The organism is Dryocola boscaweniae, from assembly GCF_025215095.1.
Taxonomy (GTDB): Bacteria; Pseudomonadota; Gammaproteobacteria; order Enterobacterales; family Enterobacteriaceae; genus Dryocola; species Dryocola boscaweniae.
Genome location: NZ_JALHAP010000081.1, coordinates 113,590 through 138,970, shown reverse-complemented (window position 1 = coordinate 138,970; position 25,381 = coordinate 113,590). Strand labels below are relative to the sequence as shown.

The 25,381-nt window shown below is 55.0% G+C and carries 16 protein-coding genes; 6 read left to right on the top strand and 10 right to left on the bottom strand.

Annotated features, from left to right (window positions below; all coding sequences use genetic code 11):
- Positions 1-49: 49 nt before the first annotated feature.
- Both yhjD and MUA00_RS16290 read left to right on the top strand, forming a co-directional pair.
- Complete coding sequence (yhjD, locus tag MUA00_RS16295; protein ID WP_271124075.1) at positions 50-1,111, top strand: inner membrane protein YhjD; 1,062 nt, start codon at positions 50-52, stop codon at positions 1,109-1,111.
- A 262-nt stretch (positions 1,112-1,373) separates the two neighbouring features.
- On the top strand, positions 1,374-2,699 hold the full coding sequence (locus MUA00_RS16290; protein WP_271124074.1) for an MFS transporter: 1,326 nt from the start codon (positions 1,374-1,376) through the stop codon (positions 2,697-2,699).
- A gap of 92 nt (positions 2,700-2,791) precedes the next feature.
- Here the strand turns inward: MUA00_RS16290 and MUA00_RS16285 are convergent, their stop codons facing one another.
- Positions 2,792-4,858, bottom strand: coding sequence for an AsmA family protein (locus tag MUA00_RS16285; protein ID WP_271124073.1), 2,067 nt, complete (start codon positions 4,856-4,858; stop codon positions 2,792-2,794).
- A 65-nt stretch (positions 4,859-4,923) separates the two neighbouring features.
- Positions 4,924-5,697, bottom strand: a complete 774-nt coding sequence (gene pdeH / locus MUA00_RS16280) for a cyclic-guanylate-specific phosphodiesterase (RefSeq protein WP_271124072.1) — start codon at positions 5,695-5,697, stop codon at positions 4,924-4,926.
- 233 nt (positions 5,698-5,930) lie between these two features.
- On the opposite strand from pdeH, the gene kdgK reads away from it, so the two are divergent.
- Positions 5,931-6,863: a 2-dehydro-3-deoxygluconokinase gene (gene kdgK, locus MUA00_RS16275; protein ID WP_271124071.1), complete on the top strand. Its 933-nt coding sequence runs from the start codon at positions 5,931-5,933 to the stop codon at positions 6,861-6,863.
- 46 nt (positions 6,864-6,909) lie between these two features.
- On the opposite strand, the gene MUA00_RS16270 is transcribed toward kdgK, so the two are convergent.
- From MUA00_RS16270 to bcsR, 8 genes are all read right to left on the bottom strand, one after another.
- Positions 6,910-8,394, bottom strand: coding sequence for a M16 family metallopeptidase (locus MUA00_RS16270; RefSeq protein WP_271124070.1), 1,485 nt, complete (start codon positions 8,392-8,394; stop codon positions 6,910-6,912).
- 216 nt (positions 8,395-8,610) lie between these two features.
- Positions 8,611-9,897: a dicarboxylate/amino acid:cation symporter gene (locus MUA00_RS16265; RefSeq protein ID WP_271124069.1), complete on the bottom strand. Its 1,287-nt coding sequence runs from the start codon at positions 9,895-9,897 to the stop codon at positions 8,611-8,613.
- Between the two features lie 191 nt (positions 9,898-10,088).
- Positions 10,089-12,083: a biofilm formation regulator HmsP gene (hmsP, locus tag MUA00_RS16260; RefSeq protein ID WP_271124068.1), complete on the bottom strand. Its 1,995-nt coding sequence runs from the start codon at positions 12,081-12,083 to the stop codon at positions 10,089-10,091.
- A 150-nt stretch (positions 12,084-12,233) separates the two neighbouring features.
- Positions 12,234-15,710: a cellulose synthase complex outer membrane protein BcsC gene (gene bcsC, locus MUA00_RS16255; RefSeq protein ID WP_271124067.1), complete on the bottom strand. Its 3,477-nt coding sequence runs from the start codon at positions 15,708-15,710 to the stop codon at positions 12,234-12,236.
- 104 nt (positions 15,711-15,814) lie between these two features.
- On the bottom strand, positions 15,815-18,127 hold the full coding sequence (gene bcsB, locus MUA00_RS16250) for a cellulose biosynthesis cyclic di-GMP-binding regulatory protein BcsB (RefSeq protein WP_271124066.1): 2,313 nt from the start codon (positions 18,125-18,127) through the stop codon (positions 15,815-15,817).
- Between the two features lie 10 nt (positions 18,128-18,137).
- The gene (gene bcsA / locus MUA00_RS16245) at positions 18,138-20,756 is read right to left on the bottom strand and encodes a UDP-forming cellulose synthase catalytic subunit (protein WP_271124065.1); all 2,619 of its coding nucleotides are present in this window, start codon (positions 20,754-20,756) and stop codon (positions 18,138-18,140) included.
- The gene (bcsQ, locus tag MUA00_RS16240; RefSeq protein ID WP_271124064.1) at positions 20,753-21,517 is read right to left on the bottom strand and encodes a cellulose biosynthesis protein BcsQ; all 765 of its coding nucleotides are present in this window, start codon (positions 21,515-21,517) and stop codon (positions 20,753-20,755) included. The genes bcsA and bcsQ overlap by 4 nt, the downstream gene beginning before the upstream one ends.
- A gap of 16 nt (positions 21,518-21,533) precedes the next feature.
- Positions 21,534-21,713 carry a cellulose biosynthesis protein BcsR gene (gene bcsR, locus MUA00_RS16235; RefSeq protein ID WP_271124063.1) on the bottom strand — a complete coding sequence of 60 codons (180 nt, stop codon included), beginning with the start codon at positions 21,711-21,713 and terminating at the stop codon, positions 21,534-21,536.
- 173 nt (positions 21,714-21,886) lie between these two features.
- Here bcsR and bcsE point away from each other — a divergent pair, with 173 nt between their 5' ends.
- The 3 genes from bcsE to bcsG are packed head-to-tail and all read left to right on the top strand — an operon-like array spanning position 21,887 to position 25,315.
- Positions 21,887-23,449, top strand: a complete 1,563-nt coding sequence (gene bcsE / locus MUA00_RS16230; protein WP_271124062.1) for a cellulose biosynthesis protein BcsE — start codon at positions 21,887-21,889, stop codon at positions 23,447-23,449.
- Between the two features lie 2 nt (positions 23,450-23,451).
- Entirely contained in the window at positions 23,452-23,643 is a 192-nt protein-coding gene (gene bcsF / locus MUA00_RS16225; protein ID WP_271124254.1) for a cellulose biosynthesis protein BcsF, read from the top strand.
- Entirely contained in the window at positions 23,636-25,315 is a 1,680-nt protein-coding gene (bcsG, locus tag MUA00_RS16220; RefSeq protein WP_271124061.1) for a cellulose biosynthesis protein BcsG, read from the top strand. The genes bcsF and bcsG overlap by 8 nt, the downstream gene beginning before the upstream one ends.
- Positions 25,316-25,381 lie beyond the last annotated feature (66 nt).

Sequence of the window (25,381 nt, the reverse complement as noted above, 5' to 3'; positions counted from 1 at the left end):
TTCCAGCTATAATTTCCTTAAGATCCCGTCAATACATAAGGAGAATTTAATGACGGACAATCAGGACAAGCGTCCCACCGACTCGCTCGATTACGAACCTGTCGCCCAGTTTCAGACTGAACCCAAACCCGAAACCGCGCCCGTTGGACAGCCCGATGAGTCGGAGCCGCTGGTCAAAATAACAACGGGCAACGAAACGGTAAACGAAACGATCGCCACCGTAAATAAAGTAGCGCGGCGTCCGATGGTGGCGCACCTTTTGCGTGCCACCGAGCGGTTTAACGATCGCCTCGGCAACCAGTTTGGCGCGGCGATTACCTATTTTTCGTTTTTATCGCTGATTCCCATCATGATGGTGGCCTTTGCCGCCGGGGGTTATGTCCTCGCCTCGCATCCCACGCTGCTGCAGGACATCTTCAATAAAATTCTGGAAAACGTCAGCGACCCGACGCTTGCCACCACGCTGAAAAGCACCATAAGCACCGCCGTGCAACAGCGTACGACGGTCGGTCTGGTGGGGCTTTTGATTGCGCTTTATTCCGGTATTAACTGGATGGGCAACCTGCGCGAGGCCGTGCGCGCCCAGTCGCGCGATCAATGGGAGCGCAACCCGCAGGATGATGAGAAATTCTGGGTGAAGTATCTGCGCGATTTTATTTCGCTGATTGGCCTGCTGGTCGCGCTGATTGTGACCCTTTCGATTACCTCCATTGCCGGTTCGGCACAGGCGACTATCATCAGCTTCCTGCGCCTGGACGGCATTGACTGGCTCAAACCGGCCTGGCACCTGATTGGCCTGGCTATCTCCATCTGCGCCAACTACCTGCTCTTCTTCTGGATATTCTGGCGCCTGCCGCGTCATCGTCCGCGGAAAAAAGCGCTGATACGCGGTACATTCATCGCGGCTATTGGGTTTGAGGTGATCAAGATAATCATGACTTACAGCCTGCCAAAGCTTGTCAGCTCCCCGTCCGGGGCAGCCTTTGGTTCGGTATTAGGCTTAATGGCGTTCTTCTATTTCTTCGCGCGTCTCACATTGTTTTGCGCGGCGTGGATTGCCACCGCTGAATACAAAGACGACCCGCGGATGCCGGGAAAATCCCATAAGTAAGTCTCTTTTTTCCTCTCCCACAGGGAGAGGAAAAGCAAATCAGCACATAAATCCAGCCTGTAACTTTTATTTAACCAAAAACCAGTTTTATCTGCTGATTTATAAAATATGTGAAGCATTCCATAGAAGTTTCCCGCCGGGACTGAAAATTATCCGCTTATTGTACGCATTTCATACAAGCCCCGCGCGGCCGCCGCATTGAAATAAGGCATTTGCTATGCGTAATATGGCCGTTCGTTCGTCCTATAAATAAGAAAAAATTATGCAAGCATCCATTGCCACAACTATCGAGAGCGAGGCTGACGCCACGCCGGTTAACTCACGGGGAAAAGTTGTCGTTGCTTCGCTGGTCGGCACGGCCATTGAATTTTTCGACTTCTATATCTACGCCACTGCGGCAGTGATTGTCTTCCCGCATATCTTCTTCCCGCAGGGCGACCCGACCGCCGCGACGTTACAGTCGCTGGCAACCTTCGCCATCGCCTTTATTGCACGCCCGATTGGTTCCGCGCTATTTGGCCACTTTGGCGACCGCGTGGGCCGCAAAGTGACGCTTGTCGCCTCGTTGCTGACGATGGGGATTTCTACCGTGGTTATCGGCCTGCTGCCGAGCTACGAAACCATCGGCGTTCTGGCTCCGCTGCTGCTGGCGCTTGCACGTTTCGGACAGGGTCTGGGCCTGGGCGGTGAATGGGGCGGCGCGGCATTGCTGGCCACGGAAAACGCGCCGCCGCGCAAACGCGCGCTGTACGGCTCCTTCCCACAGTTGGGCGCACCGATTGGCTTCTTCTTTGCTAACGGCACCTTCCTGCTGCTTTCCTGGCTGCTGACTGACGAACAGTTCATGTCCTGGGGCTGGCGCGTACCGTTCATTCTGTCCGCCGTTCTGGTCATCATCGGCCTGTATGTTCGCGTCTCGCTGCATGAAACGCCGGTGTTTGCCAAAATCGCCAAAGCGGGAAAACAGGTAAAAGTGCCGATGGGTACGCTTCTGACTAAGCATCTGAAAGCGACGGTTTTAGGCACCTTTATCATGATTGCCACTTACACGCTGTTCTACATAATGACGGTCTACTCCATGACCTACAGCACAGCGGCGGTTCCGGTTGGCCTCGGTTTCTCGCGCAACGACGTCCTGTGGATGCTGATGATGGCGGTGATTGGATTTGGCGTGATGGTGCCGATTGCGGGCTATCTGGCCGATGCGTTTGGCCGCCGGAAATGCATGATTGTGATAACCAGCCTGATAATTGTCTTCGCACTGTGCATCTTCCAACCGCTGCTGGGTTCCGGTAGCCCTGCGCTGGTCATGGCGTTCCTGTTAATTGGCCTGAGCCTGATGGGCCTGACCTTCGGCCCGATGGGCGCGCTGCTGCCGGAACTGTTCCCGACAGAAGTGCGTTATACAGGCGCATCGTTTTCCTACAACATGTCGTCGATTCTGGGCGCGTCGGTGGCGCCTTATATCGCCACCTGGCTGCAGGCAAACTATGGCCTGTTCTATGTCGGCGTCTACCTGGCCGCGATGGCCGCGCTGACGTTGGTTGCCTTGCTGCTGACCAAAGAGACTCGTCACCAGTCTTTGTAAACTCTTCGGTGGATGGCGCTGACGCTTATCCACCCTACTTTCCCGCTTTGTAGGGCGGGTAAGCGCCAGCGCCACCCGCCGCCTTTTTCAAATTACTTCTTCATCTGTCCCAGAATGTTCCGGCACTGGTTATCGTTACCCTCGGATGGCGAAACGAGCGCCAGCAGCGCAGCGGCAGGTGTGACAAGGGTCGCCAGCGCGGCGGCGACTGCGCCTCGGGCAATCAGCGGCCCGGCTTTCACGCCGGCATCCGGATTTTTAAACGTGCCGCGTACATAGAGCGGCGAGCGCAGGGTAATAATACGAATCCCCTTGCTCTCCGGATCGATAGTTAAATCGAGCCGTTCGTTGGCGAAATTGGTTGTGCCCGTTACGTTAATCAGGGCATTTTCCGTATCAAAAGCAAAGATGCGCGGCGTGGCAATCCCGCCCCGTAAATCCAGGTTCGCAGCGGCGCAGTTAATGCGCACTTCATCATCACCGAAAATCTGCCCGACGATATAGTTACCCACGTTGAGCCCGACTATTTCCATCAGGTTACGGCTGATTAACCCATCGTTCATCAGAAGCTTAAGATTGCCGTCGCTGCTGCCCAGCAGCGCGGCTACCGAGTTGCCGCGCCCGCGAATATCCGCATCGCCGTTCAGTTCGCCAAGGGTTTTCTGCATCGATTCCACTTTTGGCATTAGCTGTTTTAGCTGCAGGCGGCGCGCCTGAATATCCGCCCGGCCCTGCATCGGTTTCTTATCGCCTTCAAGGTGAATATTGGCGTTGATGGTGCCGCCCGCCATGCCGAATTTGAGCGGCTGCAGGCGCAGGTCGGCATTTTTAAGAATCACATGGGTTGAGAGATCGCTTAACGGCAGCGTACCGCTATGTTCAATACGGCCTCCTTTAAAGCGAACGTCCGCATCCATGACATCCCATTTGTCCGTTTCGAAGCGGTCATACGGCAGAACCTTGTCGGCAGGCTGCACGGTTTTCTCGCCTTTTTTCTCTTCGGATTTTTTGCTTTGTTGCGCACCCTTGCCAGAATCAACGCCGATCAGCGGGCCTAAATCCGCCAGTCGGAGCTGTTTAGATTCCATATCGCCTTCAAGCTTAGGACGCGGTTTGCCCTGGGTGAACGTCAAGGAGCCATGAATGTCGCTGTCGCCGATACGGCCGTTAAAATTCTGATAGCGGAAGACCGAGCCTTTTTCGGTATCGATTTTCGCAAGCAGGTGCCCGTCGGTTTCAAACGGCGGCGTATCCGGCAGCAGCACGCCGGTCAGCTCGTAGAGATTACCCAGCGAATCGCCGGAGAATTTAAGCCTTAAGTCAACGCCGCCCATTTTCATCGGATCGTTGATGGTGCCAATGAGCGCAACGCGAGAAGTGCCGGAACGAACATCCGCCTGCACAGGGAAAGCCGTGTCCCCTTCGCTACGCAGCGCTAACATACCGCCGATTTTACCGGTGCCTTCAATCGGTTCGCCGTTGTAGCGCCCGTCCACCTTCAACCCAAACACATAGTCGCCCGCTTTTGCGGCATCTTTCCCGGTTGGCTTCGCCCCGGAAACTTCGTTAAACGGCAGCGGTTTGCCAAGGGGATCGACGATGATGACCATGTCCGCTTTGCTCACTTTGTCATCAACGGCAATGCGTCCTTTGTCGAACAGGATATTGTCCATGCGGAACGACCAGGCAGACGGCGGCTGGTTAGGATCTTTGTTTTCATCGCCCGCAAGCTTAAAGGTCCAGTTATTGTTTTTTTCAGACAGACGAATCAGCCGCGCATCAGGCTGCACGAGCTTGATCCACGGGATGTAAACGGTTTTGGTGAGCAGTGCCAAAGGCGCAAGCGTGGCGTCCACGCGCGGCAGATGCACCATAGTCACTTCAGGAATATCAGGCGGATTGCCGAGGATAATGTCTTCGGCATGAACATGCGGCCATGGCACCCAACTGCGCCAGCCGGTTTCCTCTTTATTACGCTCCCAGGCCACCCCTAAATCACCACGTATGGCAAAGGGACGATTGAGCTCCGTCGAGACTTTTTGGTTGATGGTCGGCTTGAGTCGATTCCAGTCAAACGTAGCAATAATGATGATGACTACCACAACCAACAACAATAAAACCCCGACTACAGCGCTGATAATTTTACCGGTTCTTGTCATATCTTTTCACCTACCTACCGTGGCTTACCATTAACTAAAGATAGTTTAGGGTAGCCAAAACGGCATCAGGGAAGACGAATCAGTACATTTTCCAGCTCCTCAAACGGGACAGGGCGAGAAAGATAGTAGCCTTGCGCAGCAAAAGCCGGAGAATTCTGAACATCACGCCATTCATCAAGCGTTTCAATTCCTTCGACAATAACGCCTTTGCAGTAGCGGTTCATCAACTGGAGCAATCCGGTAAACAATGTGCGGCCTTCTTCGCTTTTACGCAGCATGACAAACAGGTCGCGCGCGACTTTGATGTAGTCATAACGCACTTCGCTAAGCGCCGAGAAGTTCGCCATCCCTGTGCCAAAGTCATCAAGCCAGAGCGGGCCGAACTCTTGCATACGCGCAAGCGTCGCAGCCTGAGGTTGAGTGATGTGTTCCACCAGTTCGAAACGCACCCAGGGGAGCTTGTCGATAAGCGCCAGGATCGGCTGGTGATGCTTCATCGCCATCAGCGCCGGACCGTCCACATTTACCGAGGCGAGAATGCCGTACCCAAGGAAGGTTGATTGCCATGTTTCCAGCAGACGCAGTTGTTCTTCAATCACCATCAGACGATTGCGGGTCGAAATAGAAGCAAAATAGCGATCCGGAGGAATGCGTACATCTTCCTCGCCCGGATGCGTCACTATCGTCAGTAGCTCAACCGCCATTAACGTCCCGTCGATTTTATAAATCGGCTGAAAAGTATATTGCCGCTGGCACTGCGACCAAAACCGTCTTTCCTGCAAACTTTCGACACTCGCTTCAGCCGTATTAAGCCGGTGAGTAATCTGCTTCAACTTCATCTTGCACGTCCTGTTTGACTTGATAACTCAGATGGCCCGTCGAGAGGTTATCGGCGTTGCGATTGATAACTTTATGTTCATCATTAGCGCAAAGCCGTCTTCACAAATTTCCATCGCGCCATCAATAAGCTGGCATGGCTCAAAGTTTTCCGAAACATCGTTTTAAAATGTTTGACTCGTTTTTAGCTGCGGCTCACAATATTGCCAATTTCACTTATTCAGGTTCTCGACTTATGCCAACCCGGAAAATTGCCGTTATCGGCGAATGTATGATTGAACTGTCGCAAAAAGGTGCGGAAGTCAGCCGTGGCTTTGGTGGCGACACCCTTAATACGTCTGTCTATATTGCTCGTCAGGTTGAAGCAGGCGACCTCGAAGTGCACTACGTTACCGCGCTTGGCGAAGATAACTTCAGCCAGCAGATGCTGGATGCGTGGCACGAAGAAAACGTCCAGACCTCGCTTACACAACGCCTTGAACACCGTCTGCCTGGCCTGTATTACATCGAAACGGACGCCTGCGGCGAACGTACTTTCTATTACTGGCGTAACGAAGCGGCGGCCCGCTTTTGGCTGGAAAGCGAGCAGGCCGATGCGATCTGCGGGGAGCTGGCAAAGTTCGACTATCTCTATCTGAGCGGCATCAGCCTTGCCATCCTTAATCCGGCCAGCCGTGAAAAATTAATGGCGCTGTTAAGCAAAGCGCGCGCTAACGGCTGCAAGGTGATTTTCGACAATAACTATCGCCCTCGTCTGTGGACGAGCAAAGAAGAGACGCAAAAGGTTTATCAGCAGATGCTGAACTGCACGGATATCGCCTTCCTGACGCTGGATGACGAAGACCTGCTGTGGGGCAAAAAGCCGGTAGAAGAGGTGATTCAACGTACTCAGGCAGCAGGCGTGAGCGAAGTCGTCATTAAACGCGGCGCAGAATCTTGCCTGGTCGCCATTGCTGGCGAAACCTGGCTTGAAGTGCCAGCGGTGAAATTACCGAAAGAAAAGGTGATTGATACAACCGCGGCCGGGGATTCATTCAGCGCCGGGTATCTGGCCGTACGTCTGACTGGCGGCAGCGCAGAAGCTGCAGCAAAACGCGGGCACTTAACGGCGAGCACTGTGATTCAGTACCGTGGGGCTATTATTCCTAAGGAAGCGATGCCGGATTAAGGTTTACTATCCCTCTCCCCACCGGGGAGAGGGTATAGCCAACATATCACTGAGCAGGCGGAATATCCGACACATCCTGCTTAGGATTATCCGTCAGCGGCTGTGCCTGAGCAGGCGTCATAACTTTCGCCCACGTCGCCTGAAGCTCTTTCATATTGAACTCCGCCTCGCCTTTCGGCTGCAGCAGCACCAGCGTCATATCCTGCGATAGCTGCTGGCGCAAATCCTGATTAAGCATCGTCAGCGTCAGGCTATTCAGGAAGCTCTGACGCAGCTTCTGATACTGTTCCGGCGCGATATCCACGACCTGGTTTTGCAACGAACGCATGCGCTGGCTAATCAGCACGTCGGTGTCGGTGCGGGCATAGGTGGCGAACAGTTTTGTCAGCTCCATGCTCTTTTGTGCAATCAGCGCGTCAAACTCTTCCTGTGACAGCCCTTTATCCCGCACATGCACCAGTTCGCGTCCTACGGTCGCCAGGTTTCCATTGAGCTTATCGTTAGGCGTTTCCAGATTAATGCCGCATTGCGCACGCTGGTAGAGCACCCGACAGTCAAAACTCAGGTTAAGGTCTTTCGCATTCCCTTTACTGAGATTCTGCTGCACGTGCCAGAACAGCGCCTCACGGGCAAGGTCTGCACGCCAGTAGCGCTGCAGGGTTGCGGAATCACGAATCGGCTGCCATGGGTTGTCCCACATCAGCGACAGGCGATCGTGACGCACACTGTCGGTCATCAGGCTGACCGGCTCAAGCTTAAGCGGAGAGAGCGTTGGCACCGGGACCGGCGTTTCGCGTTTGCCTTTCAGCTCGCCAAAGGTTTTATTGATCTGCTCAGCAACGCTGCGGCTGTCCACGTTCCCGACCACGATGAGGGTCATGGCATCCGGGGTGTACCATTTTTTATAGAACGCATTGAGCTGCCCGGCATCGACCGGCTGTTTTAAATTTTCAGCAGGATCGTGGCCCAACAGCGTGGAGCCTTTCAGGCGGTAGCGCCACCAGCTATCCTGGGTGTCCATCGGCCAGGTCGCGACCATATCCTGAGTTTGCAAAGCGGTATTCACGGTTTCAGGCGTCACCGCCATATTTCCGCTGCTGTCCGCAAGGAAGGTCAGCGCTTCTTTAAGCAAATCATTGCGGTTGTTCGGCAGGCTGAGATTAAACAGCGTGAAGTCATAAGAGACGATAACCGGCGGCAGGGGACGCGTTGGGTCCACGCTCTGCTGCCATAACGAACGGGCCTGCAAAGGTTGCAGACTGCCATGTTGAGTCAGCGCCAGGCGTGGCAAAAAGTGGCTGTAGCCGCTTTGTTGGGTACTCTCAGTTAAGGAGCCGGTATTCACCAACAGACGGATTTCTACACGATCGCTGGGGCGCTGCGGAGTAGCAAGAACCTGCCACTGAAAACCATTTGCAAGCTGGCCCTGTTGCCAGGCCGGGTCGGGCTGTAGCGTTTCTGCCTGCACGTTACTGGCGGCGGCGACCAACAGCAATCCGCCAGCTAAGAGTCGAATTTTGGTGCCCTGCATGTGAACCCCTGAGAAACATTCCTGGTTAAAAAGTATAACGTCGGCGCAGGATTACCTGAAAAAGCCGACGTTGGTGACGTTTCACCATTCCGTTTGACCGCATTTGCGCGAAAACGTCACGTAAAAATAAAAAAATAGCCAAGCGCTACTGTAATTGGGGGTAATTATGCGCAGCCACCCGCAGCGAGGGCAAGTCGCTGCGGGCAATTGGGGGGATTAAGGGGAGACTTCGGTCACTTTTTTGGCGGAATGTTTGTTATCAAGCGTTTCTTTAAGCTGTTTCTCATCGAGTTGCTTAACCCACTTAGCAACGACGACCGTCGCCACACCGTTACCCACCAGGTTGGTCAGCGCGCGTGCTTCGGACATAAAACGGTCGATGCCGAGGATCAACGCCAGGCCTGCCACCGGTAAATGCCCCACGGCGGAGATGGTCGCCGCCAGCACGATAAACCCGCTCCCTGTCACGCCCGCCGCCCCTTTAGAAGAGAGCAGCAGCACCACCAGCAGCGTGATCTGATGGAAAATATCCATGTGGCTGTTGGTCGCCTGGGCGATAAACACCGCCGCCATCGTCAGGTATATCGACGTGCCGTCCAGGTTAAAGGAATATCCCGTTGGAATAACCAGCCCCACCACCGATTTACGGCAGCCGAGCTTCTCCATTTTGTCGAGCATACGCGGCAGCGCGGACTCCGAGGAGGACGTACCCAGCACAATCAGCAGCTCTTCTCTGATATAGCGGATAAATTTGAAGATGCTAAAGCCCGTAGCCCGCGCGATAGAACCGAGCACCACCACCACAAACAAGATACAGGTAATGTAGAAACAGATGATGAGCTGGCCGAGCTGCACCAGCGTACCGACGCCGTATTTACCGATGGTAAACGCCATTGCCCCAAAAGCGCCGATTGGCGCGAGGCGCATAATCATATTGATGATGCCGAAAATGACCTGCGAGAAGCTTTCAATAACGTTAAAAATCAACTGGCCTTTATGGCCCAGACGGTGCAGCGCAAAACCAAACAGCACGGCAAACAGCAGCACCTGCAAAATGTTGCCGCTGGCAAAAGCGCCAATCACGCTGCCGGGGATCACATCCAGCAGAAACGCCACTACGCCCTGCTGTTGCGCCTGTTCGGCGTACATCGCAACGGCTTTGGCATCAAGCGTGGCGGGGTCGACGTTCATGCCCGCGCCCGGCTGCACCAGATTCACAATCACCAGGCCGATAATCAGCGCGATAGTACTGACCACTTCGAAATAGAGCAGCGCCACCGCACCGGTGCGCCCCACGGCTTTCATGCTTTCCATACCCGCAATACCGGTCACCACGGTACAGAAGATGACGGGCGCGATGATCATTTTAATCAGCTTAACGAAGGCATCGCCAAGCGGTTTCATCTGCGCGCCCAACTCTGGGTAAAAATGCCCAAGCAAAATACCTACGGCAATTGCGGTCAGCACCTGGAAGTAGAGGCTTTTGAAGAGTGAGATTTTCATAAGGTGTCCTTGAGAGGAAAAATTCCGCAGCGCCGCTTTTTAATACCCTATAACGGGTAAGCCTTACGGCCTGCGGCTGCAAAAATAACACCCATGAAAAAGAGGGGACGTGATACAGCGCTAATTTGTAAACAAAATTGTTAAATTCAGAGTTGACTCGCATCAGCTCAATAACATTTGCAACAAGGGCGCTACTCAATCGGCGCAGAAAGATAGCGAGCTTCAAACTCTTCTAAGGTCAGCGCCTTAGAGAAAAGATAGCCTTGCGCTATCAATACATCTTCAGCCAGCAGCCAGTCGCGCTGAGCGGCTTTCTCCACCCCTTCAGCAACCAGTTTCAGGCCCAGAGTCTTAGCCATTGCGACAATCACGCTGACCATCGCACCGTCTTCCGGCAGGCCATCAACAAAACTTTTGTCGATTTTCAGCGCGTCTATCGGTAAGGCCTTCATATGATGCAGATGGCGCAGGCTGGCATAGCCCATGCCAAAATCGTCCAGCGCAATTCTCACACCCGCTTTACGAAGCGGGCGGAGAATTTTCACCGCCGCATCCGGATCGTCGATACGGCGGCTTTCCGTAATCTCCAGAATCAGCGAGCCGGGCTGAATGCGATAGCGCGTGAGCATTTCCAGCAGCGAAGGCACCATCGCCTCATGCAGCAGTTGCAGCGCCGAAAGATTAACTGAGAGCGGCATGGCGATTCCCCGCTTTTGCCACGCGGAAAGCGTGCGGCAGGATTCTTCGAGGATCCAGGTGCCAATCGTTATCATCAGCCCGCAGGCTTCGATACGCTCAATCAACCCGTCCGGCAAAGCCCAGGAGCCGTCGGGCTGCTGCATACGCAACAGCACTTCCGCGCTCACCGTTTCGCCGTTGCGCATATTCACCTGCGGCTGCAGCCAGATAGCCAACTGCTGCTGTTCAAGCGCATGCAGGATGTCGTGTTCTTCCGTCAGGCGACGTTGCGCGTTTTCCATTTGTTCCGGATCAAAGAAATGAATCTGATTTTTGCCGTGACGACGTGCGGAAAACGCAGCGGAAACCGCGCGACGATAAAGCTGTTCTGCCGTTAGCCCGCCGTGATACATCGCGATACCAATGCTCGCGGTCGGCTTAAGCTGTAACCCGTTAATCGGCAATTTTTCATTAAGCGCCGCCATAATCTGCTGAGCCAGCGCCATAGCCTGCCAGGAATCTTTTGTGCCGTGGGCGATAATCCCGAAGTCGTTGCCGCTAAGCTGCGCCAGCACCATTCGCGGCGGCAGCACGCTTTTGATTTTGCCTACCATAGTCAACAGCAGCGTTTCGCGTTGCTCTTCGTTGAGCACGCCGGCGGTGTCGTTGAGCGTTTCGCTGGCAACTATCATCAGCGCGCTGTTTTTCTCATTCACCACCACTTGTTCAAGCAGCGCCAGCAGCAGGGCTTTGTTTGGCAGATCCGTCACCGCGTGACGGGTGCTCATCGCGCACATGTCCTGGTGCAGACGCAGCGCCATCTGCTGATTACGGTTGTAGCTGCGCACCATCATGCCGATTTCATCATCGTGATGCAGCGGCGGCAGCTTAAGCTGATGGCCTGCCGCGTCCTGCGGGCTAAGATCATCCAGCTCGCGAGCGATTCTACGCAGCGGATGGATAATTAAACGGTTAATCGACCAGCTTATTGCCACGGATAAAATCAGCGCCAGCAGCAGATAAGTGGTCAGCAGCGTGGAAATGGTGCTGATAATAAATTTGTACATCCGCCAGGAATCCGCCTGCAGCACCAGATAAGCCAGCGGCTGCGGGTTCGCCGGGCGTTCTAACGAATACAGCGGCAGGGAAATTTGCACCGGCAGCTCAAACAGGCGCGCGATCCAGACCGGAATCGGGCGCTCCGGCGCAAAGCTTTTACGCAGGGCCTGGAACTGGTTAGGCAGTACGACATCCGCCCGGCTGATGATGCCGGAAGGTTGAATTTGCGAGAGAATAGCTTCCGCTTGAGGAATATCGGCTTTTAAGACGGCTTCGGACAGGGGCAGACGCACCGAATGGGCAATTTTTTCCATCTGGCTTGCGGTGTCATAGCGGCTTTGCTGCACAAAGTGAAAAAGCTGCACGACGATAAAAATGAAAATAAACACCACGGCAACGGCTGACACCATCGCCATTTGTTTAATCGTTAAGGAACGACTGACTCGCAAGCTTACTCTCCGCTGTTTCTGGCCCGCCTGTTATGCGGGCTGAGTATACTGCATTGTTGATAGTTTAAGGCAGTGGGCGGGGAGAATAAGGAAAATCTGTTTCCTGCTTTAGCGCTAAAAACCCTTATTCCGCCTCTCTCCCGCAGACGTTTAGAAATCAGCGTACGGCACAAGAGGCTGCGGAGGCATATTCATATCTCCCTGCCAGCCCGCCTGCGAGTAGCGCACGAATATCAGCGCGTGGCTTGGCGTATAATCTTTCGCCTCCTGAATATCTATTCCGGCGCCAATCGACCAGTGGGAATCAAGGCGGCGTTCAACCAGCGCACGGGCGGTGTAACCAAATCCATTACTGCTGCTGCCGCCGAAAGTATCGTTACGGTCAGGATAATCCAGCGTAGCCGGCACCAGGCCTGAAACCGGATAGCGCTTTCCGGCGTTAGATTTTGAATGCGACCAGGAGCCTGAACCGCCGAGCTCCCAGGACCAGTTTTCGGTACGCTGACGCCAGATAATCGGGATTGCAAACGAAACGTACTGCTGCGGGCTGTAATAGCCGCCCTGGCCAAGGAAATAGTCGCTCAGGTCTTTATCGTAGTGCCAGAGCATATTGGTCAGGCCGACGGTCAGGCGGCGGTTGTTTTCGTTAATCAGCTTGTAGTAATAACCGGTCATAAAACGCACTCGCCAGTTATCTTCCACGTTTTTCCCGGTGAGCGTATCGCCGCTCAGGCTTGCCCAGACGCCGTTTGCTTCGCCTTTATCATAGCTGGTGCTGACCCCAATTCCCGTGGCGCGCACGCCGCCCCAAACCGTGTTGGTATTTGGATCGCGCTGGCCTGCAAACGAAAGCATCGAGCTGGAAATCGGGCGGCGGTGGGCATTCAGCGTATAACCCAGCGGGCCGAGATCGTTGCTATAACTCACACCGCCGACCACGTCTACCACGTCAAAACCAAGCGGCGTGGTGCCGATATCCGCATTCCAGGTTGTATTCTTCCAGCCGACGGCCAGGCTCGCACCGTTTGCCCGTTGCTGATTGCTGCCGGAACAGGCGTTTTCCGCGCAGGTCCCCCAGCGTTCGTTATAGCCGCCGTCGCCGCTGTTATTAAACGTCCCGGCGTCCATGTTCACTATATCGGTACGGAACCACATCCGGCCGTCGCTGAGCGGCGCATCCACCTGAAGCATCGTGGTGTGCGCCTGTAAATCTGAATACCCCGGCGTACCGCTCGCCCCCCAGTAATCATGATCGAGCGTGACGTTTACATCCTGCTGGCGATAAAGATCGGCCGCATCGCTGCGCACGCCGCGCTTAAGCCAGTCGTCTTTCGCATCGTTGCGCGTCAGGCGCGTAAACGTGTCGTTATCCGCTGGCCGTTTACCCGCCACGCCAGAAGAAACCATCGCGTCGCTATAGGTTTCCAGCGCCTGCTGCGGCTGATGGTTTTCAGCCTGAAAACGAGCGGCATCGCGTAGCGCCTGCGCGCTTTCCATCGATGGCGGCTGAATTTTCGCGGCGGGAATAATACGGGAGAAGGTTTTTTCAGCCTGGCTTTTATCCCCAAGGGCGCTCTGAATGTTGGCGATACGGCGTTCGGTATTCATCGACGCCTGCCCGCTGGCCGGAGCCTGCTGCATGCGGGTTAGCTGCTCGCGAGCCTGCGTTTTATCGCCCTGCGCCACGTACTCTTCCGCAAGCCCAAGCCGCGCGTCGGCGTTTTTCGGGTCGCGCTGGAGAACCTGCTGGTATTGCGCCACGGCAGCACGGTGGTCGTCGCGCTGCGTCGCCCAGTCGGCAAGCGTCAGATCGATACGATCGGACCGAGGCTGCTGTTTAAGGAGCGCAATAGCCTCGGCTTCTTTGCCGCCGTCACGCAGGCGGTTAGCCGTTTCCAGCACGCGATTGTTTTGCAGGCGCTCGGCCAGCTCGTTGATATTGTCGTTCCACTGGCCGCGCGGCAGCGTATTTAAATGGGCCAGCGCCGCGTCAGCCTGATTATTCCCCGACAGATACAGCCCGTTGGCGTAAACCTGCTCCGGATCTGCGGGGCGGCGTTTTGCAAGCCCGCGCATTAACACGTCCGCCTCGCTGTGCTTGCCGGCGGCATATAAATCTTTGCCCAGACGATATGTTATCCATACGCTTTCCGGGTCGAGCTGCAAACGCCGACGCTGAACTTCCGCGGCTCGCCCCCATTGCCCCTGACTTTCAAGGGCGGCAGCTTCCTGCTCCAGACGGTCGCCCTCAAGGCTGCGTTCGATATCGTCTATGCTGCGCCGCTGGCTGGCGGAAAGGCTGTGGATAAACGCCGTTGCCCGTTCGGTAGACTGACGGCGGTAGACATTCGCAAGCCCTCGCACCGCGTTGCTGTTGCCGCGATCCATACGTAACGCCTGCTGATAAAAGCGCTCGGCGGCGACATCGTCTTTACGCGCAACGGCCACGTCTCCAAGCCCGATCACCGCGTAGCTGTCGGTATTATCTACGCGCCTGGCCTGCTGATATTTAAGCTGCGCGCCCGCGAGATTATTGGCTTTGAGCTGCTCGTCGCCCTGCGCAATAAGCAGCCAGTAGCGGTTAGTTTGCAGCAGGCTGTCCCATTTGCTGCGGTTATCGCTGTTGGGATCCATGCGGATCGCCTTTTCAAGCTGCTGCACGGCACGGGCGCGGTTTCCCTGCTGTGAATAAGCCTGGCCTAATGCGCCTACGGCCTCGCTGTCGTTATGCCCGGAGGCCAGCGCCTCCTGTAATTGCGCAACGGCTTTTCCTCCGCGGCCGGTTTCGACATTCGCCAGCCCCTGCGCACGGGCTTTAAAAGCGGGATCGGAAAGCTGTTTTTGCTGCTCAGCAAGTTTAGCGCGAGCGGCGGTCACCGTTTCACCTTCGGTGAAGACGCCAAGGAAACGAGTCAACGCGGCAACGCTTGCATCGCTGACCGGAAGATGACTGATTTGGTCATACCAGATTTGCGCAGCGTCCTGGCGGCTGTTATTCGACTTCGCCATCTGTTCAAGCACCGTAAAACCTTCCTCACTTCGCCCGCTGGCAAACAGCAGGCGCGCAAGATTACTGCGCAATTCGGCATTACCGGGGTTTGCGGCATTCAGCGCTTTAAGCTTGTCAATAGCCAGGCGGCGCCGGGCCGGTTCTTTAGCCATCAGCGTCCAGTATTCCACCGCCAGATCGCCCGCCGGTGGATTGCCGTTGAAGATCTTTTCATAGGCCGCGGCGGCTTCTGCGGTATGGCCCGTAGTCGCAAGCAGCCTTGCCTGTTGCAATTGCTGACGCCCTTCCGGCGTCGAAAGCGTCATGGTCGTTACCGACTGCTGATAAGCCGACGAAGAGGGAGCTAACTGCGATAAGCGGCCGAGCTGTTTCTTTGCGCCCTCGTTATCGCCCAGGCGCAGTAAATAACGCATCCGTGCGGCAATCACGTCCGGGTTATCAGGGTCCATTAACTCCAGACGATAAAGAGACTGGCGCACCAAATCCTCACGCTTGCTGGCTTCACCCAGGCGCACCTGCTCAAGAAGCTGCTGTTGCGGCGTGACGGCGGCGACCGCCCAGGGCATCAGCAAGAGACCCAGCGATAAGCTAATAATATTTATTGAGTATTTGTGCATACCTGCCCCAGTTCGGGATTAACTTACCCTGAGCATGAAAACAATAAATTGCTGATACCTTCCATGGTCAACTTATAGCCTGTTCCGGCACGGCTTCATAACGCTTACTCATCATCCGGATCGATACGGCGACGGCTCAGAATACGCAGAATGCGCCACAGCACCCAGGCCAGCAGAACAACGCTGATTGCCGCCAGGAAGGCCAGCAGCATCGGATGGTTGGAAAGCGCGTACCAGATACGTTCGAACCACGGCAGATGGCCGACGTAGTAAATATCCCCGACGCGAATGCCGTTGACGCCGGATTCACGGATAACGACCACCGAACCCGACATCGCCGCACGTTTGCCGCTGTCGTTCATTGCATTATTCAGCAACTCAAAACCACGCGGGCTGTCGGCAAGCAGCGCGATAACGCTGCGCTGGTCGTTATACGGGGACTGGAAGCCGACAATGGCGGCCATCGCCCCCTGCGAGGAGATAGTCGTTTTTGTATCCGCCACGCGGTCAATTTTATCCGACATCGCGCTTTGCAAAGCCGACTGGCGCATTGGGGTTTTCACCCAGCTTTGCGCTGCGTCCACCAGCAGGTCGACGCGCTTATCGTCCTTGAGCGCATCGGGGATTGTGCCGATCAGCATGATATCGGCATCTTTATCCTTAATTTCGTTGGCATTGTCGGTAATAGCGACGTTAATAGCCGGGAAGCCGGTTTGCGCGCCGATGGTGCCGAGCGCGCCCAGCATCGCCGTAACCTGCGCCGGTTTCGGGTCTTTATTCACCACGATGACCGATTGCGACAGATCCGCCATCCGGCTGAACGGGAAGCCAGCGTTGGCAAAGGTTCGCAGATCCGGCATCGCAATAAAGTGGTAATAGCTGGAGAAGTCGATCGTTGAATCATCTTCAATCACCACGTGATTTTGCACCGGCTGGAAGGTAATACAGTTTTCGATGGAACCGCCCGGCATCGGATTCATGTACGAGAAATCAAAGCGCAATTGGTTGGCCGTGCCCAGCCGCAGCGCCGGAATAGCCACATTGTTTTTACCATCCAGCAGCCCTTGCAATACCGGCAAGCGCAGCAGAAGCTTATTGTTTTCTTCATTAGGCTGTAGGTTAAACGACTGCAGGAACTGGTTATTAAGGCTGATGTCCATGCGCGAACTGTCTTTGAGCGGCGGTGCGGTATAGCGATACTTCAGACCCATTTCGATACCGTTGCTGCGCATCAGATACAGATCCGGCGGCAGGTTCAGCGTGACGCTAATCGCAGACGGCTCAAGGCCGGAGGACTGCAGTTGCTCTTCATAACTTTTCAGTTCGCCAAGGGTGACAGGACGGTCGGTGCGCACCCAGTTTGGCGCATCATAAGGCTGACGCGGAAGAAGCGGCTTCACTTCGTCAACGGTAACGCTGTTGCCGCGGAACAGCACGTTACCCTGCGCGATGCCTTTTGCCGCCTGGATAAGGTCTTTATCGTCGCGGCCAAACACCACCAGCAGTTTCACATACGGATTATCCGGATGGCTTATCATCTCCACCGTCGGCGCTTTTACCGGCGGATGGTCGCGTAAGAAATCCGGACGCTTGTCATTGGTTGCAAAGACGATGCCGTTACGATCGGGCAACTGGTTGTAAAGCACGGGGTACTGCTGGCCGCGCCACACGGTGCGGGAACCGAACCAGGAAGCAATAATTCCTGCGGCACGCTGCTGTTCAATATCAGGCGTGCCGGCAAAGACCATCGGCAATACCAACGGGCGATCGTCCCGGCTATCAAAGAACGGGACCGGAAAATGCGACAGATCGTTTTGTATCGGCAAACGCTGGTAGGTCAGCGCCAGAGAACTGCTGCGCCCAACGTCCAGCCACAGCGTTGAATTCGCCGGGTTTTCGCAGATATCGCGGTAATGGCCCACAAACTCCAGACGCACGCGGTTAAAGTCGGTGATGTATAGCGGGTCGACAGGCACCTGAGCAAAGGTTTTTTTGCCCAGTTGCTCTTTGGTCACCGGCAATACGCCCATCAGTTCATCGTTCAGATAAACTTTGAGCTGTGACTGCACCGGCAACAGCGCAGGCGACGGGGTGTATTCCAGATTCAGCATTGCTCTGGAGACGACTTCATCGCTGCGCATGCCGAACTCAACCGAGCCGGTCGGGTTCACGCCGCGCAGCACCATGTTTCCCGGAGGCGGCGCGATTTGGGCGAAGTTGAGCTTTACGTCTCTGGAAGGAACGTTGTCCTCAACGGCAGGCGCATTCGTACTAACGACGGCCGGCGACTCAGGCGCCGCATTCACAACGGGATCGGCGGGCGTGACCGCATCGGCGGCATTCGCATTTGTCATCATCATTGGCAGGGCATTCAGACCCAGCGCCGCTGCGCAAAACCAGGATATTTTTCTTTTCATCGCAAATTCATCATTGTTGGGCCAATTCGGACACGGTCCGCTGCTCTGCCGGTTCTTTTTCCGGACCGCGCGGAATAAATGACACAATCCAGTCCACCAGCATCGTGACGGCGTGGAAAATAAATTTCAGTGACGGCGGAGCAAACTCCGCCAGATGCCGGTAGCCCCGGAAACCGAGCTTGAGGATATCCAGCAGGCTTTCCAGCGGCTTGTCCTCCGGGAAACTATCCTGCCAGAGCGCCCAGGTATCGGCCCGGGCAAATGTACATTGAATAAAATCAATGTGTTGACGGGTAGTCATGCTGGCAAGCTGTAACCCTACCTCATCATCCAAAACGCGTATCACCTGCGCCGGAAAGGCGTATTCCTGCTGGCCTCGTTTAAGCAGCAGGCTCACTTTTCGCCCTTCCAGAATATTGGCCGGGCCATGAATTTTGATACCCACCCCGCCGTCGGAATAGTCGCGCACGGTACAGGGGAACAGATGCCCGTCTTCACGGGCAATGGCCGCGGGCATGGCAATCTCAACGCGGTGCGCGCGTCTGACCTGTTTGCTTTCCACGGAAACGGCCACCGCTCCGCCAAGAATAATCAGGTTGTAGAATACCCACACCACGCTCACTACCACCGTGAGCACTTCGTTTTCCGGGCCGTTAAAGAAACGCCAGACGCCAAACAGCACGCCCAACAGATTGAGCACGACCAGCCACAGGTAAGGTTTGGTGATCACCCAGTCGACATATTCATTCTCGACCAGGCCGCCTTTGGCCGTAACGTTAAACTTGCCTTTATGCGGGTTAAGCAACGCCATAAGCGTTGGCTGCGCAATATACCAGGCCAGTACCGTTTCGTAGATTTCACTCCAGAAAGAGTGACGATATTTGCCCTGAATTTTTGAGTTGGTCAGGCTTGCGTGAATCATATGCGGCAGTACAAATAGCGCGATCATCAACGCCGGAGCATAAATGATATAGGCATGCAGCAGCAGAAACGCCAGCGGAGCCGTCAGGAAGACAAGGCGCGGAATACCGGACAGAAAGTGGAACATGGCGTTGGCATAACACAGGCGCTGCGCGAACTTCAGCCCTTTGCCTAGCAGCGGATTATCCAGACGGAAAATTTGCGTCATGCCTCGCGCCCAGCGAATACGCTGCCCGATATGCGCGGACAAACTTTCTGTCGCAAGCCCAGCCGCCTGCGGAATACGCAAATAAGCCGACGTCCAGCCGCGACGGTGCAAACGCAAAGACGTGTGCGCATCTTCGGTCACCGTCTCAACGGCGATACCGCCAATCGCATCCAACGGTTCACGGCGAATTACCGCACAGGAGCCACAGAAGAAAGTCGCATCCCACATGTCGTTCCCGTCCTGAACCAGACCGTAGAACAGCGTGCCTTCGTTAGGCGTTTTACGGAAGCGTCCAAGGTTGCGCTCAAACGGATCGGGCGAGAAAAAGTGATGGGGCGTTTGCATCATCGCAAGCTGTTTCTCTTTAAAGAACCAGCCCATCGTTAACTGCAGGAACGAGCGCGTCGGCACATGGTCACAGTCAAAAATCGCCACAAACTCGCCGGTGGCGTACTTTAGCGCGTTGTTGATGTTCCCGGCTTTGGCGTGTTCGTGCGTGGTTCGGGCAACGTACTTCACCTCAACCTGGTCTGCGAACTGACGAAACTCTTCGCGCCCGCCGTCGTCCAGAATCCAGATATTGAGCTTATTCTTCGGCCAGTCGATGCCCAGCGAGGCGTAAATCGTGCTTTTTACCACGCTCAAATCTTCGTTGTACGTTGGAACAAAGATATCGACTACCGGCCAGGTTTTGGTGTCTTCAGGCATCGGCACCGGCTGGCGGTTAAGCGGCCAGACGACCTGGAAGTAACCCAGCACCAGCACCAGCCAGGCGTAAGTTTCCGCGAACAGCAGGACGAGGCCGCACACCAGGCTCACCGGATCGTTCCAGTTCAGCGTGGAGGTATAGCGCCACCAGATATAGCGACAGGAAACGGTAAGCGACAGCACGATCATCATCAGCGCGGCGAAGCGGCCCGGCAGACGCCGCACCAGCAGAGCAACACCCCACAGCAAAATCACGAAAATAAACTGCGCCAGCGGGTTAAACGGCTGGGTAATGCACAACAGCGCCAGAATCGTGGAAAACGCCACAATCACGCCGAGAATAATTTTGCGCAGGCCACGATTGAGATGGCCCAACTCTTTTTCGCTCCTCAGATGGCTGGTTTGCCGGCTTAAGCGTTCGGGCAGGCTATCAAGCCAGCCGTGCCAGCTCATTCGCAAGTCCCGCATTCTGTTCAAAGATTTAAAGCGCGGCCCCTGTCTTTGCGTTTCCGGCGCGCAGATAAGCAGCCAGAGGCTCTGGAGCGCGTAACGCACGGCATCCAGCGGGCGAGGACGAAGCGGATTAATATGCGGATAAAGCTGGGCATGGCGGGTACGAATGCGCGTCCAGCGTGTGTTTTCCAGCGGTAACAGCGCCCACGCCAAAATGAACCAGAGACAGCCGAGCGCGGCGCTAAAAGGCGGCGAGCCGTTACGACGATAAGTGCGATAACGCACGCTAAGACGCTGGCTGGCAGCGGGCAGCAACAGCCAGTTTGCAAGCGTCGTCATTCTTCAGTCCCTGCGTTTTTTGCGCCGGTTTGCTTTGCCTGAGAAAAATTCAGCAAACACCAGCTAGCGAGGGTCATCAGCTCTTGCGCCGCAAGGGAACCCGGGCGGGCTTCACCGAGCGGCTGTTTCAATGCGGCGGACTCGGCCATCGCTTCATCACGATGAATGACGACAGGGATCATGCTGCGCTGGGTTTGCAGCCAGACCTGATAAATATCATCCTGTAGCTGGCTTGCCACCAGCAGATAGTTGACCAGAATCTGCGACGATTGCGGCAGCGTTTGCTGGTGCAGACGCGTGTGGCAGTTAGTGTCGGGCTTAACCACGGTCAGCACATTATCGATCTGGCTTAATAATTGACGCGTCAGCGGGTCGTGGCCATAGGGTAAATCCACCAGAATCCATTGATAGCGCCCGCTTGTTTTGAGTTCATCGAGCGAGTGGCTGAAATAACCGAGCGCTTTTTCAAGCGAGGAGAAATTTTCACGTTCGCCGGGGGTTAATTGCCCGAAAGGCAGAATATCGAGGTGGGAGGCGTAGCTCCATGCTTTATCGTGCCAGTTGCTTTTATCCAGCAGCGCCCGTGCCCAGCCGCCGGAATGAGCAAAATCGATGTTGAAATGCAGGCGCAGTAAATTATCCGGTGAAGCATCCACCACCAGAACCGACTCTCCTGTCTGTTGCAAGGACCACCCAAGCGCTGCGGTGATCGAGGTGGTTCCCACGCCGCCACGCAACCCTTGTAACCCAATGATCGCCATCAGGCACTCCCTATTGTTACGTGAGTTCCGCCAGTAAGGGCCAGCGTTTAATCGCCACGGCCAACTGCTCGCGCTGTGAAATATCTGCGTAATCTATTTCGGGCAGTGAAAATGCTTTACTGAGCGCTAAAAAATCATTCTGGAAAGCATAGACAAGGGTCTTTTCCTGAACATCTCCAGCTTCTTTTTTATGCATTATGGCTCACATTCCTTAACCGCTATCCTTAAGAAGGATAATGGCAAATGTTCGGAAAACGAAAATTGATTTACAATGCTAAAACTGATGCTATTTATTTTCAATGTTAGGTTTATTTCCAGGCTTTCGCTAGTAAACTGACATACATACTAATTTATGCTCAAGGGGACGCCATGGAGCCTATATTTTCAGTCGGCATCCGTTCACTGTGGGATGAATTGCGACACATGCCTGCCGGTGGTGTCTGGTGGCTGAATATTGATCGCCGGGAAGATGCAATTACTCTTTTAAATCAAACAATTGTGTCACAAAATAGCCACGCCAAAACGGCGATTATTACTATGGGCGCGCAGGCGAAAGATATTGTCAAACTGGATGGCGATCACGGCCCGAAAAAAGTTAACTTATTTAACATGCCAAACTCGCAAAATAGTCTAAACTTTTTACGCCGTGATTTAATGTGTAACATTAACCCTGAAAACTATTTCTTTATACTACTGGGCGCAGACAACGTCTGGGAAAATATATCTGCTGAAGAATTATGCAAATGGCTGTTAAATATCAGTAAATGGACACAGCGGTATAAATGTACGTTCCTGTTCCTTAATGTCGGAAATAATAGCGATAAACAACGATCTTTATTAGTCAGCGAACATCGGATACTCAATGGCCTGGCGAGTCTGCGCTATCAGGGCGATGTTCACCATTACGACATCGCATTCTGGTGCAGCGAAAAAGGCGTCAGCGCCCGGCAACAACTGGATGTACGCTGGACCAACAATGGCTGGCAACGGGTTGAAACCACCGAAACCGTGGTACAGCCGCGCAGCGACGAAAAACAAATCTTAAGCCATATTGCCGTTCTTGAAGGCGCGCCGCCGTTCTCGGAATACTGGCAAACGTTCGACACAAACGAAGCCCTTTTCCAGGCAGCCCGAACCGCTCAGGTAGCGACCGTTATCTTTTTGCTTTCGCAAAATAACCAGATAGACAGCCTTGCGCGTCAAATCCACGCCCTTCGTCGCCAGCGCGGCAGCGCGCTGAAAATCATCGTGCGCGAAAATACCGCCAGCCTGCGCACGACGGATGAACGCCTGCTGCTGGGCTGCGGCGCAACGCTAGTCATCCCCTGGAACGCGCCGCTTTCCCGCAGCCTGATGATGATCGAAAGCGTGCAGGGCACGCAGTTCAGCCGCCATGTACCGGAAGACATCAATATCCTTATCGATCAAATGCAGCCGTTGAAACTTCGCGGCTACCAGCCCTGGGACGTGTTCTGCCGCGCGATCTCCTCTTTGATGGACAACGCTTTGCTGCCGCAGGATGGAAAAGGGGTGATGGTTGCCCTACGCCCTGTGCCGGGTTATCGCTCCGAACAGGCGCTCACGCTTTGCCACACCAACCGCCTGGGCGATATCGTCACCCTCAGTGATAATCGCGTCGTGCTGTTTTTATCGTTTTGTCGTATCAACGATCTGGACACCGCGCTCAGACACATATTCCCCTTGCCGGTGGGGGATATTTTCTCCAACCGCATGGTGTGGTACGAAGACAGCCAGATTGCCGCTGAAATTGTGCAGATGCAGGCGATGAACCCGGAAAAATGGGTCAAACCTCTCGCCGTTTCCGTTGAGATTAGCGAGGCGCGCAATGTTAAACGCGGCGGGGAAATAGTGCGCCGGGTGCCCGTGCCGGTCACGCTTCTCAAGGCGTCAAAAGGGGAGCGGGCGCAATAATGATGAACATAACCGACATCATGCAACTGGTGCTGTTATGCGCGATCGTTTTTATCCCGCTGGGATATTTCGCGCATCGCTGGCTACCGCGTCTGACGGCGCTGATTCGTCTTTTATTTTTAAAACCACGTTACGTTAAACCGGCCGGTACGCTGCGCCGGCCTTCCGTCAAGGCAGACCATCCACATGACTAATCAAGCGAAGGCGGGATCGTTAAACGCCCCTTTCTGGCAAAACTGGCGCGGCCTCGGTGGCTGGAATTACTACTTTTTACTGAAGTTCGGCCTGCTCTGGACGGGTTACCTCAACTTTCATCCGCTGGCGAACCTGGTCTTTATCGCATTTTTGCTGTTCCCGCTCCCAGGCTTAAAGCTGCATCGCCTGCGCAACTGGATTGCGCTCCCCGTAGGGATTGGTCTGTTCTGGCACGATACCTGGCTGCCCGGCCCGGAAAGCATCGTAAGCCAGGGCTCGCAGCTTGCGGGCTTTAGCCTGGATTATATTATCGATTTAGTGACCCGCTTTATTAACTGGGAGATGGTGGGCGCCGCCTTTGTGCTGCTGGTCGTCTGGCTGTTTGTCTCGCAATGGGTGCGCGTCACGGTGTTTGTTGTGGGGGCGCTCGTCTGGCTCAACGTACTGACTATCGCGGGTCCGGCTATTTCGCTGTTTCCGGCGCAAAGCCAGGCCCCTGCGGCCGCAACGGCGGGCGCCACGGCAACTGAAACAGAAACAGGAAACGCGGTCGCGCCTGTGCCGGGTGATATTCCCGCGCAGACCGCTCCGCCAACCACGCAAAATCTGACCGCCTGGTTGAATAGCTTCTACGCAAGCGAAGCGAAACGTGCAACCCAATTCCCGACGGCGCTTCCCGCCGGCGCTCAGCCTTTCGAACTGCTGGTTATCAACATCTGTTCGCTCTCCTGGGCTGATATCGACGCGGCCGGGTTAGAGTCGCATCCGCTGTGGAAACACTTTGATATTCTGTTTAAAAACTTCAACTCGGCGACGTCCTACAGCGGTCCGGCGGCCATTCGCCTGTTGCGCGCAAGCTGCGGACAGCCGTCGCACAAGAATCTCTACGAGCCTGCGGGAAACCAATGCTATCTGTTTGAAAACCTGGCAAAACTTGGCTTCAGCCAGCACCTGATGCTGGATCACAACGGCGTGTTCGGCGATTTCCTCAAAGAAGTCCGCGAAAACGGCGGTATGCAGGCTCCGTTGATGAACCAGGCTGAGCTGCCAGCCGGTCTGCTCTCGTTTGATAATTCACCGGTTTACGACGATACCGCCGTCCTGAATCGCTGGATGGAAGGTGAAGAGCGTGAACCAAACGCCCGCAGCGCAACCTTCTTCAACCTGCTGCCGCTGCACGACGGTAATCACTATCCGGGCACCAGCAAAACCGCCGACTATAAGGCCCGCGCGCAGAAATTGTTTGATGAACTGGACGCGTTTCTGACACAGCTTGAGAAATCCGGCCGCAAAGTGATGGTGGTGATTGTGCCGGAGCATGGCGCGGCGCTGAAAGGCGATAAAATGCAGGTTTCCGGGCTGCGTGACATTCCAAGCCCGGATATCACCCATGTCCCGTCGGGGGTGAAATTCGTTGGCATGAAGGCCCCGCACGAAGGCGACGCCATCGAAATCAACCAGCCGAGCAGCATGCTGGCGATTTCCGAGCTGGTCGCCCGCTCGGTAGACGGCAAAAACTTTGTTGCCGACCGGGTGGACTGGGATGCGTTAACGAAGAACCTGCCGCAAACCGCCAGAGTGTCCGAGAACTCGAACGCAATAGTGATTCAGTATCAGGACAAACCGTACGTTCGTCTTAGCGGCGGCGACTGGGTGCCTTACCCGCAGTAAGCGCCCGCTTTGGGTGGGGCGCCCCGTCCTCTCTCAGGAGAAAGGACGGGGGCATCCTGCCCCGCT